Below are 16,918 nucleotides of genomic sequence, written 5' to 3' on the forward strand. Positions count from 1 at the left end.
TGGGCAACGATCGACTTGCCGCCTACGCATCCATCGCCTGCCGCAGCGCACGCGCGGCGTCCTGGTGCGCACGCAACGCCTCGGGGATCGCCCGGCCCATTTTGATGAACTCGTGCGTGACGCCGTGGTAGATCTCCAGCTCCACCGGCACACCGGCCAGCCGCAAGGCGTCGGCCAGTTGCACGCCTTCGTCGACCAACGGGTCGCACTCGGCCAGGCCGATCCAGGCGGGCGCCGCGCCGTCGAAGTCGGGCGCCAGCAGCGGCGCAAAGCGCCAGTCCTCGCGCTGCGCATCGTCGATGTAGTGACGGAAAAACCACTGGATCGTTTCCGCCTCCAGCACAAAGCCGTGCGCGAAGCGGCGGTGCGAGGGCGTGTCTTGCCACGCGCTGCAGCCGGGGTAGAACAGCAGTTGCAGCGCCAGCGGCCAGCCGGCATCACGCGCCTGCAGCGCGGTCACCACCGCCAGCGTGCCGCCGGCGCTGTCGCCACCCACCGCGATGCGGCTGGCGTCCAACCCCAGCGCCCCGGCCTGCCCGCGCAGCCAGGCCAGCGCATCCAAGGCGTCGTGCACCGCGGTGGGGAAGCGGTGCTCGGGCGCCAGGCGGTAGTCCACCGAAAGCACCGCCACGCCGCTGAGGTGCGCCAAGTGGCGGCACAACGCCGCGTGCGTGCGCACGCTGCCGACGACGAACCCACCGCCGTGAAGGTACAGCAGCACCGGCGGCGCTGGCGGCGCACCGTGCGCCACCACCAGTTCGGCCGGCAGTGTGGCGCCGTCGCGGGTCGGGATGCCCACCGTCTGCACCCGCGCCATGCGCGGCGGCGGCAGGTCCAGCACGCTGGCGCCAGCCTCGTAAAAGGCCCGCGCCTGCGCCGGCGTCATGGCATGCATCGGCGGCCGCCCGGCGCGCGCCATGCGGTCGATCACGCCCCGCATCGCAGGGCTCAACAGGTGGCGAGGGTTGGGGTGGTGCATGCTGCGCCGATTGTCGTGCAAGCGGAGCGTTGCTGGCTTGCCCGGGTGTTGCCCGCCTGCCACCTTGGCGTCAGCCATGCACCGCGGCCCGTGCTAGCCTAGACTACCTTGGTGCGAGGAGACAACGACGATGGCCGAAATCCGCTACCTGACCACGATCCAGATCGAACCGGGTGCGCTGCGCCTGCTGCCCGCCGAGTGCGCGCGGGTGGGGATACGGCGGCCACTGATCGTGACCGACGCCGGGGTGCGTGGCGCTGGCTTGTTGCAGCGGGTGCTGGACACGCTGGGCGCTGGAGTGGTGCTGGCCGTGTTCGACGGCACCCCATCCAACCCCACCGAGGCCGCGGTGCGCAGCGCGGCGGCGCTGTACCGCGACGCCGGCTGCGACGGCCTGATCGCGCTGGGCGGTGGCAGCCCGATCGACTGCGCCAAGGGCGTGGCCATCGCCGTCACGCACGACGGGCCGCTCAAAACCTACGCCACCATCGAAGGCGGCTCGCCGCGCATCACCGAGCGGGTGCCGCCACTGGTCGCGATCCCCACCACCGCCGGCACCGGCAGCGAGGTGGCGCGCGGCGCCATCATCATCGTCGACGATGGGCGCAAGCTCGGCTTTCACAGCTGGCACCTGCTGCCCAAAGCGGCGATTTTGGACCCCGAGCTGACCGTCGGCCTGCCGCCGCGGTTGACCGCAGCCACCGGCATGGACGCCATCGCGCACTGCATCGAAACGTTTTTGGCGCCGGCGTTCAACCCGCCCGCCGACGGCATCGCGCTGGACGGCCTGCAGCGGGGCTGGGCGCACATCGAGCGCGCGGTGCGCGATGGCCACGACCTGCAGGCGCGGCTGCAGATGCTGAGCGCCAGCATGCAAGGGGCCATGGCGTTCCAAAAAGGCCTGGGGTGCGTGCACTCGCTCAGCCACAGCTTGGGCGGGCTCAACCCGGCCCTGCACCACGGCACGCTCAACGCCATCTTTTTGCCGGCGGTGATCGAATTCAACGCCCGGGCCGACAGCGTGCGCCACGAGCGGCGGCTACAGCGGCTGGCGCAGGCCATGGGCTTGGCCGACGCCCAGGAGGTGGCCCCGGCCATTCGCTCGATGACCGCACGGCTGGGGTTGCCCACCGGCCTGGGTGAGCTGGGGGTGACCCGCGCCATGTTCGCACGCATCATCGAAGGCGCGCTGGCCGACCACTGCCACAAGACCAACCCACGGCTGGCCACGGCCGACGACTACGAAGCCATGCTCGAAGCGTCGCTGTGACGCGCTGCCCGCGCGGGCGGCGCGGCCGTCACAGCGGCTCGACGACGCTGGGGTCTGGGCGCTGCAGCCAGGTCTCGAACTCGTCGGCCAGGCGCTGCGCCTCACGCACCGCGGTGGTCCAGGCGCGCATACGCGCCGCCAAGTCCCGGCCATAACGGGGGAAGTCGCTGCGGTCGGGCAACTTGCCATTGGGCAGCGTGCGCACCCACTGCGGGTCGGGGGCCAGCACCAGGGTGTGCGCCAGCGCGTCGGTGGCCCGGTGGCGCCACGGCAGCGCTTTGTCCAACCAGCCGGGCACCACGTGGCGCTGAAAGTGCGGGTACAGCACCAACCCCAGCTCGGGGCGCCAGCGCAGGTGCAGGTGGTAGTCGGTGATGCCGCCGTCCCAGTACGCGCCCGGCGGCGCGCCGGGGATGTCGTGCACCGCCTGCAGCACGAACGGGATCGAGCAACTGGCCTGCAGCGCCGGCATGAAATTGTCGGCGCTGAGTGTGACGGTGCGGGTGCGGTAGTCGCGCGTATCAAACGGCAGCTCGGGGGGCGCTGCGCCGGCTGCGGCGGTGGTGAATACCACCCGTTCCAGCCAGGCCTGCAGCGCACGCCGGTGCACGGCGTTGCTAACGTAGGCCGCAGCGTAGCCCAGCGGCGTGCGCCAGCGCCCCTCGCGCGCCAGCACGTGGCGCCCCCGCGCGGTGACGATGTGCACGCGCCAGTGCGGGTGCTGCAGCACCTCGTGCACACGGCCACCAAAAAACAGCTGCAGGTTGTGCGCAAACGCTGCGCTGACGTGCTGTGGCGTGGGCCGCGTGCGGCCGGGCTCGACGACGTAGTCCTGCGCAATGTAATCGCGCTGCAGCCGCTCGAACGCCGCCACGCAGTCATGCAAGCAGGCGGTGGCCATGCGCCATGCCCCAATCGAGGCCCCAACCAGATGCACGGTGCGCTGGGCCTGCGGCAACCAGTGGCCAAACAACCACCGATCCAGCGGCCCCAGGATCAATCCCTTGGGCCCACCGGCCGCGCCGGGCACGACGCCAACGTCGTGCGGGCGCAGCCCGTGCTGGCGCAGGTGCGCCCGGGCCGCCGCTCCGGCGTAGATGCGCAGCGCCCGCATCACGCCCCCTGCCCCGCCGGCACGACGTCCGGGTCGACCAGCAGGTCAGGGTCGAGCTGCAGCAGTTCGCCCACCGCGTCAGGGTAGCTGTGGATCAGCGTGTCGCGCGCGTTGTCCGTCATCCACACCCGGGCGCGCCACGCCACCATGTGCACCACCGCCGCCAGCGGATCCGGGGGCTCGTGGCGCAGCGGCTGCACGTGCTGCGCAATGGCGCGCACCAGCGTGTCCGGCAGCCGCCAGTGCGCCGCCAGCGCTGCCCCGACGTTGGCGTAGGTGTAGCCCAGCGCCTGCTGCTCGGCCAGCGGGCGCTGCAGCGACCACCATGGCACCTGGTCCTGCAGCGCCAGCATCGGCGCCGGCATCACCTGGTGCATAACCAGTGTGCCCACCCCATGCAGCAGCGCGGCAGTCAACGCCACCGCGTCATCGAGCCGCCGCGGCGCGCACACGGTACGCGCCAGGCCGGCGGCGGCCAGGCTGTAGTCCCAAAACCGCTCCAGTTCGATACCGGCCGGCGCCGGGAAGCGGCTTTGCACCGCCGCAGCCAACACCAGCGCGCGCAGCCGCGTCAGGCCCAGCACCCACACGGCGTCGCGCACGCTGTGCACCGGGCGCAGCAGCCGCAACAAGGCCGAATTGGCCTGACGCAGCACCCGCGCCGACAACGCGGGGTCTTGCTCCAACGCGTGCGCCACCTCGTTGAGGTCGACCTCCGTCTGACCGAAGGTGGCGATCAGCCGTGCCGCCACCTCCGGCACCACCGGCAGGGCTTCGGGTCGTTGCAGCAGTTCGTCCAGGCGCATCGTCGTCGCTCAATGCAAAAAAGCGGCCAACTCCCCCGCCGACGTCCACTGCTGCGGGTCTTTGTCCAGCACCGTGTCCAGGCTTAGCCCCAACAGGGTGGCCACCACGTCGGGGAAAGTCGCCCGCATCGCCTCGCGGTCCAGCCCCATTTCTTGCACCCGCGCACGCCATGCGGCCATGTGCACCACACCCGCCAGCGGCTCGTAAATATCGCCTTCGAACGGCACCAACTGGTGCTTCAGCGCGGTGACGATGGCCACGGGGAAATCCCAGCGCTGGGCGAACGCCGCGCTGACGTCGGCGTAGGTGTAGCCCAGCACCGAGCGTTCGACCTCCGCGCGGGTGAGGTCAAACGGCGACACGCGCCAGTCGATTTTGGCCACGACGTCAGGCATGCCGATGTGCATGACCAGGTCGCCCACGGCGTGCACCAACCCCGCGGTGAACGCGGAGCCGTCGGGCAGTTTGAGGCTGCGCGCCAGCGGCCGGCAGATCTTGGCGGCGTTGAGGCTGTAGCGCCAAAACTGCTCCAGGTTGACGCCGGGCACGGTTTTGAAGCTGGTGCCCAGCGCCACCGCCTGCACCAGCGTGCGCAGGTGGTTGAGCCCCAGCACCTGGATGGCTTCGTCGACCGAGTCGATTTGCCGCGTCAGCCCGAAAAAGGCCGAGTTGGCCAGCTTCAGCAGCCGTGCGGTCAGCCCGGGGTCGGTGGCGATAAGCTCACTCAGCCGGCAGGGATCGGGGTCGTCACGGTCCAGCTCGGTCAGGACCTCGGACACCACCCGCGGGATGCTGGGAATGGCTTTGGCCTGTTGCAGCAGTTCGTCCAACGTCATGGTAGGGCCGATGATAGCTTGCACGCCCCTGCCGGCTTGCGCAGGCCGTTGCCCTTGCCCAGCAAGAAGCGGCACATTGCCGCCACAAGAAACCGATCCACAAGCTCGCTGCCAAGGATTCAACGGAAGGCTTCGACTGCGGACAACCGGCACTGAATCAGTTCCTGCAACGCTACGCCCTCGTCAACCAGAAGGCCCACAGCGCCCAGACGTACGTGTGCTGCACGAGTGGCAAAGTCGTGGGCTTTTACAGTCTGGCGGTTGGCAGTGGCCTGAAGATTTTTGGCGTCATGGCGAAGCTGAGGTCCGGCCACGGGGGGCGGTGCTGTTCGTTTTTTGCCCTGTCAAGTATAGTCCGAACGCCGCTGTTGTGGTTGGATGTTCAGCGCCGCCCGGCCTGCACGCGGGCAAACGCCGCTGCCAGCGCGGTGGGGGCGGCGGCCTGGGGCCCGCGGGCGGTGTGGCGCGGCCGCTGGGCGCCCGGGCCGCTTCGCGCGCCGGTGGCGTTGGGTGCTTCGGCATCCAGGCGCAGGCTCAGCGCAATGCGGCGCCGGGCCACGTCCACCTCCAGCACCCTGACACGCACCACGTCGCCCACCTTGACGACGCTGCGCGCATCGGCCACGTACCGGTTGGCCAGTTGGCTGACGTGCACGAGCCCGTCTTGATGCACACCGATGTCGACGAAGGCGCCAAACTGCGCCACGTTGGTGACCGTGCCCTCCAACACCATGCCTGCTTTGAGGTCGGTGATGTCGTGCACCGCATCGTCAAACCGCGCGACGCGAAATTCCGGACGCGGGTCGCGGCCGGGTTTTTCCAGCTCAGCCAAGATGTCGCGCACCGTCGGCAGGCCAAAGCGCTCGTCGGTGAAGCGCTCAGGCGCCAACCCCCGCAGCACGTCGCGCCGGCCCAGCACGGCCTCGATGGGCTGCCCGGCCGCGGCCAGAATGCGCTGCACCACCGGGTAGGCTTCCGGGTGCACGCCGGTCATGTCCAGCGGCTCGTCACCGCCGCGGATGCGCAAAAAGCCCGCGCACTGCTCGAAGGTCTTGGGCCCGATGCCGGTGACTTGCAGCAACTGCTGCCGGCGGCGAAACGCCCCGTGCGCGTCGCGCCAACGCACCACGGCGCGCGCGGTGGATGGCGTCAACCCCGACACGCGGACCAGCAGCGGGGCGCTGGCGGTGTTGAGGTCCACCCCGACGGCGTTGACGCAGTCTTCCACCACGGCGTCCAGCGTGCGCGCCAGCGCCGCTTGGTCCACGTCGTGCTGGTATTGTCCAACGCCCACGCTTTTGGGGTCGATTTTGACCAACTCGGCCAGCGGGTCCTGCAGCCGGCGCGCGATGCTGACGGCACCGCGCAGGCTGACGTCCAGGTCGGGCAGCTCCTCCGCGGCCAGCTCACTGGCGCTGTAGACCGAGGCGCCGGCCTCGCTGACGACCACCTTGGTGGGCAGCGGTTGCACGCCGTGCGCGCGCAGCCGCTGCAGCAGTTCGGCGGCCAGGCGGTCGGTTTCGCGGCTGGCGGTGCCGTTGCCAATCGCGATCAGCTCGACACGGTGGCGCTGCACCAGCGCCGCAAGGGTCGCCAGCGTGCCTTCGACGTCGCGGCGCGGCTCGAACGGGTAGACGGTGGCGGTATCGACCACCTTGCCGGTGACGTCGACCACCGCCACCTTGACGCCGGTGCGGATGCCGGGGTCCAGCCCCATCGTTGGGCGCGCGCCGGCCGGGGCCGCCAGCAACAGGTCGCGCAAATTGGCACCGAACACCTGGATCGCCACCGCCTCGGCCTGCTCACGCAGGCGGGTGAACAAGTCGCGCTCGATCGACAGGCTGAGCTTCACGCGCCAGGTCCAGGCCACGCAGCGGCGCAGCCAATCGTCAGCGGCGCGGCCCTGATGCTGCCAGCCCAGCAGATGCGCCAGCCGCTGCTCGGCCAGCGACGGTTGCCCGGGCAGCGGCTCTTCGGGCTGCGCCAAGCGCACGTCCAGCACCTGCTGGGCACGCCCGCGCAGCATGGCCAGCGCCCGGTGCGACGGCACCCGCGCGATCGGCTCGTCGTACTCGAAGTAGTCGCGGAACTTGGCCACCTCGGGGTCGTCGGGGTTGGTCGTGTCGATACGGCGGCTGCGCAGCAGCCCCTCGGCCCACAGCCAAGCGCGCAACGGTTGCACGATGGCGGCATCCTCCGCCCAGCGTTCGCTCAGGATGTCGCGCACGCCGTCCAGCACCGCGGCCACGGTGGTGAAGTCGCTGCCGTCGTCGCCCACGGCGGGCTTGACGTAGGCCTGCGCAGCCGCCGCCGGGTCAAGCCTCGGGTCGGCCCACAGCGCATCGGCCAGCGGCGTCAGACCCGCCTCGCGCGCGATCTGCGCTTTGGTGCGCCGCTTGGGCTTGTACGGCAGGTACAGGTCTTCCAGCTCCTGCTTGGTGGCGGCCGCCGCCAGCGAAGCGCGCAGCGCCGGTGTTAGCTTGCCCTGCTCCTCGATGCTGCGCAGCACCGCGGCACGGCGTTCCTCCAGCTCCCGCAGGTACGCCAGCCGCTGCTGCAGCAGCCGCAGTTGGGTGTCATCCAGTCCGCCGGTGGCCTCTTTGCGGTAGCGGGCAATGAAGGGGACGGTGGCACCACCGTCCAGCAGGTCCACGGCGGTCTGCACCTGCACAGGGCGCACGCCCAGCTCGGCGGCGATGCGCTCGACGATCGTTGCTTGCATGGGATTCGCGGTCACTCGAAGAGTGCGAAAGTGTGCCACAGGCGCTTCGGCACGCCGTTTGCTACCCAGTGGGAAAACGCTATTTCCTTCGTGCTGCTTCTATGGCCCATCCCGCCCTTGCCGTTGACAACTACCTGCCTTACATGCCCGATGTGGTGCGCTGCGAAACGTCGCTGCGCGAGCTCAACGTGATGTGGCGACTGATCGAGTCGACCGCCCGCATGGTTTGCCCCACCGAAGCTCAGGCGATCCTGCCGACCATCGCCGCCACCCGCTCCGGCTTCGACCGGCTGGAAAGCGAGCTGGTGCGCAGCCTGGTAACGGAAAAGATCGACAACGTCATGTCAGCCATCGCGACACGGGCGGGCTACATCATCGACATCGTGGTGCGCAACCTGTACGAGCGCACGGCCGACGTGGGCTTCTTGGCCATCGACCGGGTGCTGTGCGAGTTCGTCGCCGGCCACGTGCGCGACGTCGACGCGGTGCGTGCACGGCTGCGGTCGTACCGGCGCAAGTACACCGTGTACGACGAGATTTTTCTGCTGGACACCGAGGGCAACGTGCTCGTGCAGACCGACCCGGCGTACGCGGTCGAGAGCCTTCGGCGGCAGCAGCCGGCGACTGATCGACCGCCTGATACGTGCCCGCGGGGGACAGGTGCTGATCGCCGTGTTGGACAACGACCGCCTGTTCACGGCGATGCACGGTTGAGGGCGTCGACGCCGTCCATGCCGCGCAGCGCCGCGCGCAGCTGCGCGCCCACCTCGGGCCGCTCGGCGAACGGGTCGGGCGGATTGGTGCCGGCGACGATGGCCTGCAGACGCTCGCGCACCCCGTCCAGCGCGTGGGGGTGGCTGTAAATGTAAAAGCGGTCGTGCTCCACGGCGTCGAGCACGGCACGCGCGACATCCGCAGCACTGACCTTGCCGCTGGCCACCGCCTTTTGGCTCATCGCCTGACCGATGAGCTGGCTGCGCGTCGGCGCGCCGCCCGCCAGCGCGGCAGGGCGGTTGCGCTCGCTGTGCGCGATGCCCGTGGGCACGAAATAGGGGCACAGCACGCTGGCGCTCACCTGGTCGGTCACCAGCCTGAGGTCCTGGTACAACGTTTCGGTCAACGCCACCACCGCGTGCTTGCTGACGTTGTACACCCCCATGTTGGGCGGCGTCAGCAAGCCGGCCATGCTGGCGGTGTTGACGATATGCCCGCGCCACGTGGGATCGGCGCGGGCGGCTTGCAGCATCATCGGCGTGAACAGGCGCACCCCGTGGATGACACCCCACAGGTTGACGCCCAGCACCCACTGCCAATCGGCGACGGTGTTTTCCCACACCAGACCGCCCGCGGCCACACCGGCGTTGTTGAACACCAGGTGGGGCGCGCCGAGGTGCGCGTGCACCTCCGCCGCCAGCGCTTCCATCTGGGCGGCGTCGGCCACGTCGACGCGGCGCGCCAGCAACGCCGGCACCTGGGGCTGCAGCTCCTGCGCCGCGCGCTGCAAAGCGTCGTCCTGCACGTCCACCAGCACCAGGCGCATGCCACGCGCCGCGCACAACCGGGCCAACTCCAGCCCAAACCCTGATCCCGCACCGGTGATGACCGCGGTGCGCCCGCTCCATGGGTCCAACATGGCGCTGCCCTCCGCCTCAATCGTCCACCAGCTTGACCAGTTGCTTGCCGAAGTTGCGCCCTTTGAGCATGCCCAAAAACGCCTCCGGCGCCGCCGCGAGTCCCTGCGCCACGCTCTCACGCGGGCGAAAACGCCCACTGCCAACGAGCTCACCCAGCTCGGCCAGCGCCTCGGGCCAGACCTCCATGTGCTCGCTGACGATGAAGCCCTCGATGCGCATGCGGTTGATGAGGATCAGCGCCGGGTTGAGCATCGGCAACGGCTGCCCGTCGTAGCCAGCGATCATGCCGCACAGCGCCACGCGCGCGAAGGCATTGGCGCGCAGCATCACGGCGTCCAGCACCGTGCCGCCGACGTTTTCGAAGTGCCCGTCGATGCCATCCGGGCAGGCGGCCTTGAGCGCGCCCGCCAGCGCGCGCAGGTCGGGGTGCTGCTTGTAGTCGATGCAGTCGTCAAAGCCCAGCTCGTCGCGCACGTAAGCGCACTTGTCCGGCCCACCGGCGATGCCAACGACGCGGCAGCCGCGCTGCTTGGCCAGCACCCCGACGGCGCTGCCCACCGCGCCTGCGGCGGCGCTGACCGTGATGGTCTGCCCAGGCTTGGGCTCGATGATCTTGACCAGACCGTACCAGGCGGTCACGCCCGGCATGCCCACCGCCCCCAGGTAGTGGCTCGGCGGAATGCGCGACACATCGACCTTGCGCAGCACGCCTGGCTGGTTGGCATCGACCACGCTGTACAACTGCCAGCCCCCCATGCCGACGACCCAGTCGCCCGGCGCGTAGCGTGGGTGGCGGCTTTCGACCACCCGGCCCACCGTGCCGCCGATCATCACCTCGTTCAGCGGCTGCGGCGCCGCGTAGCTTTTGCCTTCGTTCATGCGCCCACGCATGTAAGGGTCAAGGCTCAGGTAGTGGTGCTGCACCAACACCTGACCGTCCGACAGCGGTGGCGTGTCGCTCTCGACCAGGCGAAAGTTGTCCACCGAGGCTTGGCCCTGCGGGCGGCTGACCAGCAGGATTTGTTGGTTACGGGGCATCGTGCGATCCTTTCATGGACATGGCGCAGCGGGGGCGTTGGACACAACGTCGGGCGCCACCGCTTTGGTTTGCAGGGGTTGCACCGTGCGGTCGGCGGCGGGCAGCCGACGCACGTAGCGGAAGGTGCCACTGGCGTGCGCACACAGCCGCCCTTGGGCGTCGCGCACCTCGCCCTCGGTAAAGGCCAGCGTGGCGGTGCGGTGCAGCAGCCGCCCGCGGGCTCGCAACGGCCCCTTGGCCGCTTGCATGAAACTCGTCTTCATCTCGATCGTGACCACGCCCACATCGCGCTGCACACTGCGCGCCGCATGCGCCATGGCCACGTCCAACAGCGTCATGCTCACCCCGCCGTGCACCACGCCAAAGGAGTTGAGGTGCTGCCCGGTGGGGTCCAGCGCGATCTCCGCCACCCCCTCGTCCCAGCGACACAGGCGCAAGCCCAGCAGCTCGACGAACGGGATGTGCACGCTGAACGGCAGATCAGCCTCCGGTGACGGCACTGACGCCTCCGTCCACCGCCAGCCACTGCCCGGTGATGTGCTTGCCTGCGTCGGACGCGAACAGCACCGCGGTGCCCTTGAGGTCCTCGTCATCGCCCAAGCGGTTCAGCGGCGCGTGCGCCGCCAGCCGCTCCTGCCCCAGGGCTTCGAGCGTGCCGCGCGTCATCTTGCTAGGGAAAAAGCCCGGGCAGATGGCGTTGACGCGGATACCGTAACGCCCCCACTCCGCCGCCAGCGCACGGGTGAAGTTGATCACCGCGCCCTTGGAAGTGTTGTACGCGATGGTTTTGAGGTCGGGCGGGTTGCCCCCGAGGCCGGCGATGGAGGCCACGTTGATGATGCTGCCGCGGCGACGCGGGATCATGCTGTGCTTGCCGACGTACTGACTGAGGATGAAGTAGCCCCGGATGTTGAGGTTCATCACCTTGTCCCACGCGGCCAACGGGTGCTCTTCGGCCGGCGCGCCCCAGGCGGCGCCCGCGTTGTTGACCAGGATGTCGATGTCGCCCAGCCGTTGCAGGGTTTCACTGCCCAACCGGTGTAGGTCGTCGGGGTCGGCGCAGTCGGCCGCGATCCAACGCGCGTCGATGCCACGCGCCTGCAGCTCGGCGGTGGCCTGCTCCAGCTCATCGGCCTTGCGCGCCGCCAGCATCACTTTGGCGCCGGCTTCGCCCAAGGCTTGGGCGATCTGCAAGCCCAGCCCGCGCGAGCCGCCGGTGACCAGCGCGACGCGGCCGCGCAGGTCAAAAAGTTCGTGGATGGTTCGGGTCATGGTGTCTCCTTGCGGGGGTGGTCGTGTCAAAACGCGGCTTCAGGCATCTCGGCGCAGGTCAGGTCGCGCGTGCGCACCACCTGCAGCCAGGCCGCGATCTTGGGCAGTTCGTAGTGGAAAAAGTACCGGCAGGCTTGGCGCCGCCCGCGCTGGGCGGCGTCACCCGCGTCTGCGGCGAGCAGCGCCACGTCGAGCCAGATCCAGGCCAGCACCGTGTGGCCAAAGGCCTGCAGGTACGGCACCGCGTTGGCCAGCGCCGCCGCGGCGTCGTCGTCCGCCCACGCGGCACGGGTGGCGTCCAGCACCTCCTGCCACGCACGTTGCAGCGCGTGCGCGTGCGCCTGCAACGCAGCGTCGCCCTGCGCGCGCGACACCGTAGCGGCGATGCGCTGGCCCAGCAGTTGCAGGCCACGACCGGCCTCCATGCGCACCTTGCGCCCCAGCAGGTCCAGCGCCTGGATGCCGTGCGTACCCTCGTGGATCATGTTGAGGCGGTTGTCGCGCCAGTACTGCTCGACCGGGAAGTCGCGCGTGTAGCCGTAGCCACCGTGCACCTGAATGGCCAGGCTGTTGGCCTCCAGGCACCACTCGCTCGGCCAGCTCTTGGCGATCGGTGTCAGCACCTCCAGCAGCAGGCGGGCCTCGTCAGCTGCCGCAGGGGCGCCGGTGCGCTGCTCGTCCACCAGCCGCGCGCAGTACAGCTCCAGCGCCAGCGCCCCTTCGCAATAGGCCTTTTGCGCCAGCAGCATGCGCTTGACGTCGGCGTGCTGGATGATTGGCACCGGCGGTTGCGTGGGGTCTTTGCCAGCCGGGCCCAGCGGCCGTCCCTGCAGCCGCGTGCGCGCGTAATCCAGGCTGGCGAGGTAGCCCGCCATGCCCAGCATCGTCGCCGCCATGCCCACGCCGATGCGCGCCTCGTTCATCATGTGGAACATGCAGCGCAGGCCCTGCCCCACCGCCCCCACCCGGTAACCGATGGCCCCGGCACCCTGCCCGTCCAGCCCCGGCGGGCGCACCGGGTAGCGGCCCTCGCCAAAGTTGAGCAGCGTGTTGGTGGTGCCACGCCAGCCGCACTTGTGGTTGAGGCCGGCCAGAGCCACGTCGTTGCGCTCGCCGGTGAGCTGGCCCTCGGTGTCCACCAGCTTCTTGGGCACGATGAACAGCGAAATCCCCTGCACGCCCGGCACCAAGCGCCCATCCGGCCCGGGAATCTTGGCCAGCACCAGGTGCACGATGTTGTCGGTGAGTTCGTGCTCGCCGGCGCTGATCCACATTTTGTTGCCGCGCAGGCGGTAGCGTGGCCCGAGCGCATCGGACTCGAAGTCGGGCCCATCCGGCACGGCGCGCGTGGAGATGTCGCTCAGGCTGGAGCCGGCCTGCGGCTCGCTCAGGCACATCGTGCCGGAAAAGCGCCCGGCCAACTGCGGCAGCGCAAACGCGCGCTGCTGCGCGGGAGTGCCGTGCGCCAGCAGCAGGTTGGCGTTGCCCACTGTCAGCATGCCCGCCCCGATGCTGACCGAGGCCGCCGCGAAAAACGCGTTGCCCGCCGCTTCCACGGTGTACGGCAGTTGCATGCCGCCCAGCTCGTAATCCTGGGCTGCCGCCAGCATGCCGCTGGCGGCGTAGGCTTGCCAGGCTTCGTGCGTGGCGCGCGGCAAGACCACGCGCTCGCCGTCGAAGCGCGGCTCTTCCGTGTCCACCAGGCGGTTGAAGGGCGCGTACTTCTCGCGGGCAATGCGCTCGCAGGTGTCGAGCACCGCGTCGAACGTCTCGCGCGAGTGCTCGGCGTAGCGGGGTCGGGTGGTCAGGGTTTGCACCTGCAACCACCCGTACAACAAAAAGTCGATAGCTGCGCGCAAACCCTGGGCCATGTCACAACACCTCGAACACCCCGGCCGCGCCCATGCCGCCGCCGATGCACATCGTCACGCACACCCGCTTGGCGCCACGGCGCTTGCCCTCGATGAGGGCGTGGCCCGTCAGGCGCTGCCCGGACATGCCGTACGGGTGGCCGATGGCGATGGCGCCCCCGTTGACGTTGAGCCGCTCGGCGGGGATGCCCAGGCGGTCGCGGCAGTACAGCACCTGCACCGCAAACGCCTCGTTGAGCTCCCAAAGGTCGATATCGTCGACCGTCAGGCCCAGGCGCTGCAACACCTTCGGCACGGCAAACACCGGGCCGATGCCCATTTCGTCTGGTTCACAGCCGGCCACCGCGAACCCCAGGAAGCGCCCCAGCGGCTGCAGGCCCTTGCGCTCGGCCACCTTGTCGTCCATCACCACGCACGCGCCGGCGCCGTCGGAAAACTGGCTGGCGTTGCCCGCCGCAATCGTGCCACCGGGCAGCGCCGGTTTGATGCCCGCGATGGCTTCTTTGGTGGTGCCCTCCCGCAGGCCTTCGTCGCGCGTCACGGTTACCTCTTTCGTGATGAGGCCGCGCACCTTGTCGTACACGCCGGCCGTCACCGTGATGGGCACGATCTCATCGTCGAACTTGCCGGCCGCGGCCGCGGCACAGGCTTTTTGCTGGCTGGCCGCGCCGTACTCGTCCATGGCGTCGCGGCTGATGCCGTAGCGCTTGGCCACCTGCTCGGCGGTTTGCAGCATGCTCCAGTAAATCTCGGGCTTGCGCGCCAGCAGCGCGGGGTCGGCCATCATGTGCTTGTTCATCTCGTTTTGCACGCACGAGATGCTCTCCACCCCGCCCGCCACGTAGATCTCGCCCTCACCGCTGATGATGCGCTGCGCGGCCAGGGCGATCGTTTGCAGCCCCGACGAGCAAAAGCGGTTGACCGTCATGCCACTGACGGTGACCGGACAGCCTGCGGCCAGCGCGATTTGGCGCGCGATGTTCCAACCGGTGGCACCTTCGGGGTTGGCGCAGCCCATGATGACGTCCTCGACCTCGGCCGGATCGAGGCGCGCGCGCTCGATGGCCGCACGCACGACGTGACCGCCCAGCGTGGCGCCGTGCGTCATGTTGAACGAGCCCTTCCAGCTCTTGCCCAGCGGTGTGCGGGCGGTGGAAACGATGACAGCGTTGCTCATGTCGGTATTCCTTGTCTGCTTCGGGGGGCGGACGCCTTCAGGCGGCGGCAAAACCTTTGCCTTCGGCCACCAAGCGCTGGATCAGCGGGGCCGGCTGCCAGAACTGCGCGTCGTCGTGCGGGTTGAGCGCAAAGCGCTTCATGGCCTGCATCACGTTAAACAGCCCGTACTGCTCGGCGTAGTGCATGGGGCCACCGCGCCACACGGGGAAGCCGTAGCCGGTCAGGTACACCATGTCGATGTCGCTGGCGCGCGCGGCGATTTTTTCTTCCAGGATGTGCGCGCCTTCGTTGACCAGCGCAAACACCAGCCGCTGCACGATTTCCTCGTCGCTGATCTTGCGCGGGGTGATGCCCAGCTCCTTGCGGTACTCCTCGATCATTTGGTTGACCACCGCACTGGGAATGGCGTCACGCTTGCCGGGCGCATAGTCGTACCAGCCGGCGCCGGTCTTTTGCCCGAAGCGCCCCATTTCGCACAGCCGGTCGGCCACCTTGCTGTAGCGCATGTGCGGCTTTTCGACGTAGCGGCGCTTGCGGATGTACCAGCCGACGTCGTTGCCGGCCAGGTCGCCCATGCGGAACGGCCCCATCGCAAAGCCGAACTTTTCGATCGCCTTGTCCACCTGCTCGGGTGTGCACCCCTCTTCCAGCAAGAAGCCGGCTTGGCGGCTGTACTGTTCGATCATGCGGTTGCCGATGAAGCCGTCGCACACCCCGCTGACGACACAGGTCTTTTTGATTTTCTTGCCCAATGCCATCACGGTGGCCAGCACGTCCTTGGCGGTGGCCGCGCCGCGCACCACCTCCAGCAGCTTCATCACGTTGGCCGGGCTGAAAAAGTGCGTGCCCACCACGTCCTGCGGCCGCTTCGTGAACGAGGCGATCTTGTTGACGTCCAACGTCGAGGTGTTGGTGGCCAGAATCGCGCCGGGCTTCATCACGGCGTCGAGCCGCTCGAACACCTGACGCTTGACCTCGATGTCTTCGAACACCGCTTCGATGACCATGTCGGCGTCGCGGATGTCGTCGTAGCTGAGCGTCGTGCGCAGCAGCGCCAGGCGCTGCTCGGCCTGCTCGGGTTTGAGTTTGCCCTTCTTGACCTGCCCCTCGTACACCGAGCGGATGTGCGCCACGCCGCGGTCCAGTGCCTCTTGCTTGGTTTCCAGCAGCGTCACCGGCAGCCCGATGTTGAGGAAGTTGATCGCGATGCCGCTGCCCATCGTGCCAGCACCAATGATGGCCAGGCTGCGCACCTCGCGCAGCGGGGCGTCTTCGGGCACGTCGGCGATCTTGCCAGCCGCGCGTTCGGCCATGAACACATGGCGCAGCGCGATGCTGACCGGGTCGGTCATCAGGTTGAGGAAGGTCTGCCGCTCCTGCGCCAACCCTTCGTCAAACGGCTTGGTGGTGGCAGCTTGCACCGCGTCGATGCATTTCAACGGCGCCGGGTAGTGTTTGGCCTGGGCACCCACCATGTTGCGCGCGAACTGGAAGTACGCCTCGGCCTGCGGGTGCTTGCACGGCAGGTCGCGCACGCGCGGCAGCGGCGCCCCCTGGGCGTGGCGTTCGGCGGCCTCGCGCGCCAGGGCCAGCGCCTCGTCCAGCAGCGTGTCAGCGCTGGCGGCGATCTTGTCGAACAGCTTTTGGCCGGGCAGCTGCGCCAGCAGCTCCGCGTTGACCGGCTCGCCGCTGACGATCATGTTGAGCGCCGGCTCCACACCCAGCACCCGGGGCAGGCGCTGCGTGCCGCCCGCGCCCGGGATGAGGCCCAGCTTGACCTCTGGCAACGCGACCTTGGTGCCCGGCGCCGCGATGCGGTAGTGCGCACCCAGCGCCAGCTCCAAACCACCGCCCATGCAGACGCTGTGCACCGCAGCCACCACGGGCTTGCGGGCATGGTCCAGCGTCAGGATCAGGCTGAGCAGGTTCGGATCCTGGTACGCCTTGGGCGAGCCAAACTCCTTGATGTCGGCGCCGCCTGAAAAGGCTTTGCCCGCCCCGGTGATGACGATGGCGCGCACCGCCGCGTCGTCGTGGGCGCGGTCCAGCCCCTGGGCGATGGCCTGCCGGGTGGACAGCCCCAACCCGTTGACGGGCGGGTTGTCCAGCGTGATCACGGCCACGTCGCCGCGGACCTCGTAATGAGCGGTCATGATGCCTCCTGCACAAGCGATGACAAGCAAAACTGAACGATC

At 69.1% G+C, this 16,918-nt stretch carries 13 protein-coding genes and 1 pseudogene; 2 read left to right on the top strand and 12 right to left on the bottom strand.

The genetic code is table 11. The features are described 5' to 3' along the window. Positions 1 to 22 precede the first annotated feature (22 nt). Positions 23 to 979 carry an alpha/beta hydrolase gene (locus tag Taqua_RS01470; RefSeq protein WP_246094570.1) on the bottom strand — a complete coding sequence of 319 codons (957 nt, stop codon included), beginning with the start codon at positions 977 to 979 and terminating at the stop codon, positions 23 to 25. Positions 980 to 1,109: 130 nt separating this feature from the next. On the opposite strand from Taqua_RS01470, the gene Taqua_RS01475 reads away from it, so the two are divergent. Further along, positions 1,110 to 2,249 carry an iron-containing alcohol dehydrogenase gene (locus tag Taqua_RS01475; RefSeq protein WP_144324273.1) on the top strand — a complete coding sequence of 380 codons (1,140 nt, stop codon included), beginning with the start codon at positions 1,110 to 1,112 and terminating at the stop codon, positions 2,247 to 2,249. 28 nt (positions 2,250 to 2,277) lie between these two features. Here Taqua_RS01475 and Taqua_RS01480 read toward each other — a convergent pair whose 3' ends face one another. From Taqua_RS01480 to Taqua_RS01500, 4 genes are all read right to left on the bottom strand, one after another. Continuing rightward, the gene (locus tag Taqua_RS01480; RefSeq protein ID WP_144324274.1) at positions 2,278 to 3,363 is read right to left on the bottom strand and encodes a patatin-like phospholipase family protein; all 1,086 of its coding nucleotides are present in this window, start codon (positions 3,361 to 3,363) and stop codon (positions 2,278 to 2,280) included. Beyond that, a complete protein-coding gene (locus Taqua_RS01485) occupies positions 3,363 to 4,169 on the bottom strand; it encodes an HDOD domain-containing protein (protein WP_144324275.1) in 807 nt (268 codons plus the stop codon). Before Taqua_RS01485 ends, Taqua_RS01480 begins: the two co-directional genes overlap by 1 nt. A 9-nt stretch (positions 4,170 to 4,178) precedes the next feature. Next, positions 4,179 to 5,006 carry an HDOD domain-containing protein gene (locus Taqua_RS01490; RefSeq protein WP_144324276.1) on the bottom strand — a complete coding sequence of 276 codons (828 nt, stop codon included), beginning with the start codon at positions 5,004 to 5,006 and terminating at the stop codon, positions 4,179 to 4,181. Between the two features lie 382 nt (positions 5,007 to 5,388). Then, complete coding sequence (locus tag Taqua_RS01500) at positions 5,389 to 7,728, bottom strand: Tex family protein (RefSeq protein WP_144324277.1); 2,340 nt, start codon at positions 7,726 to 7,728, stop codon at positions 5,389 to 5,391. A 101-nt stretch (positions 7,729 to 7,829) separates the two neighbouring features. Between Taqua_RS01500 and Taqua_RS13395 the strand changes: the two are divergent. After that, positions 7,830 to 8,327: pseudogene (locus Taqua_RS13395) on the top strand (chemotaxis protein CheW); the annotation flags it as partial. 95 nt (positions 8,328 to 8,422) lie between these two features. Here the strand turns inward: Taqua_RS13395 and Taqua_RS01505 are convergent. From Taqua_RS01505 to Taqua_RS01535, 7 genes are read right to left on the bottom strand one after another with little or no spacing between them, the layout of a single operon-like run. Then, positions 8,423 to 9,361 (bottom strand): SDR family oxidoreductase, encoded by a 939-nt coding sequence (locus Taqua_RS01505; protein WP_144324278.1) that lies wholly within the window; start codon positions 9,359 to 9,361, stop codon positions 8,423 to 8,425. A gap of 16 nt (positions 9,362 to 9,377) precedes the next feature. Then, the gene (locus Taqua_RS01510) at positions 9,378 to 10,400 is read right to left on the bottom strand and encodes an NADP-dependent oxidoreductase (protein ID WP_144324279.1); all 1,023 of its coding nucleotides are present in this window, start codon (positions 10,398 to 10,400) and stop codon (positions 9,378 to 9,380) included. A 12-nt stretch (positions 10,401 to 10,412) separates the two neighbouring features. Further along, a complete protein-coding gene (locus tag Taqua_RS01515; RefSeq protein WP_246094571.1) occupies positions 10,413 to 10,901 on the bottom strand; it encodes a PaaI family thioesterase in 489 nt (162 codons plus the stop codon). Continuing rightward, a complete protein-coding gene (locus Taqua_RS01520) occupies positions 10,882 to 11,673 on the bottom strand; it encodes an SDR family oxidoreductase (RefSeq protein ID WP_132961592.1) in 792 nt (263 codons plus the stop codon). Before Taqua_RS01520 ends, Taqua_RS01515 begins: the two co-directional genes overlap by 20 nt. A 26-nt stretch (positions 11,674 to 11,699) precedes the next feature. After that, the gene (locus Taqua_RS01525) at positions 11,700 to 13,544 is read right to left on the bottom strand and encodes an acyl-CoA dehydrogenase (RefSeq protein ID WP_144324281.1); all 1,845 of its coding nucleotides are present in this window, start codon (positions 13,542 to 13,544) and stop codon (positions 11,700 to 11,702) included. A 1-nt stretch (position 13,545) separates the two neighbouring features. Continuing rightward, positions 13,546 to 14,721: an acetyl-CoA C-acyltransferase gene (locus Taqua_RS01530; RefSeq protein ID WP_144324282.1), complete on the bottom strand. Its 1,176-nt coding sequence runs from the start codon at positions 14,719 to 14,721 to the stop codon at positions 13,546 to 13,548. A 37-nt stretch (positions 14,722 to 14,758) separates the two neighbouring features. Next, on the bottom strand, positions 14,759 to 16,876 hold the full coding sequence (locus tag Taqua_RS01535; protein WP_144324283.1) for a 3-hydroxyacyl-CoA dehydrogenase NAD-binding domain-containing protein: 2,118 nt from the start codon (positions 16,874 to 16,876) through the stop codon (positions 14,759 to 14,761). Positions 16,877 to 16,918: the final 42 nt, after the last annotated feature.

Source organism: Tepidimonas aquatica, from assembly GCF_007556585.1.
Classification (GTDB): Bacteria; Pseudomonadota; Gammaproteobacteria; order Burkholderiales; family Burkholderiaceae_C; genus Tepidimonas; species Tepidimonas aquatica.

Coding starts and splice junctions, on each gene's coding strand:
- Taqua_RS01470 (WP_246094570.1), bottom strand. CDS start 979: ATGCACCACCCCAACCCTCGCCACCTGTTGAGCCCTGCGATGCGGGGC.
- Taqua_RS01475 (WP_144324273.1), top strand. CDS start 1,110: ATGGCCGAAATCCGCTACCTGACCACGATCCAGATCGAACCGGGTGCG.
- Taqua_RS01480 (WP_144324274.1), bottom strand. CDS start 3,363: ATGCGGGCGCTGCGCATCTACGCCGGAGCGGCGGCCCGGGCGCACCTG.
- Taqua_RS01485 (WP_144324275.1), bottom strand. CDS start 4,169: ATGCGCCTGGACGAACTGCTGCAACGACCCGAAGCCCTGCCGGTGGTG.
- Taqua_RS01490 (WP_144324276.1), bottom strand. CDS start 5,006: ATGACGTTGGACGAACTGCTGCAACAGGCCAAAGCCATTCCCAGCATC.
- Taqua_RS01500 (WP_144324277.1), bottom strand. CDS start 7,728: ATGCAAGCAACGATCGTCGAGCGCATCGCCGCCGAGCTGGGCGTGCGC.
- Taqua_RS01505 (WP_144324278.1), bottom strand. CDS start 9,361: ATGTTGGACCCATGGAGCGGGCGCACCGCGGTCATCACCGGTGCGGGA.
- Taqua_RS01510 (WP_144324279.1), bottom strand. CDS start 10,400: ATGCCCCGTAACCAACAAATCCTGCTGGTCAGCCGCCCGCAGGGCCAA.
- Taqua_RS01520 (WP_132961592.1), bottom strand. CDS start 11,673: ATGACCCGAACCATCCACGAACTTTTTGACCTGCGCGGCCGCGTCGCG.
- Taqua_RS01525 (WP_144324281.1), bottom strand. CDS start 13,544: ATGGCCCAGGGTTTGCGCGCAGCTATCGACTTTTTGTTGTACGGGTGG.
- Taqua_RS01530 (WP_144324282.1), bottom strand. CDS start 14,721: ATGAGCAACGCTGTCATCGTTTCCACCGCCCGCACACCGCTGGGCAAG.
- Taqua_RS01535 (WP_144324283.1), bottom strand. CDS start 16,876: ATGACCGCTCATTACGAGGTCCGCGGCGACGTGGCCGTGATCACGCTG.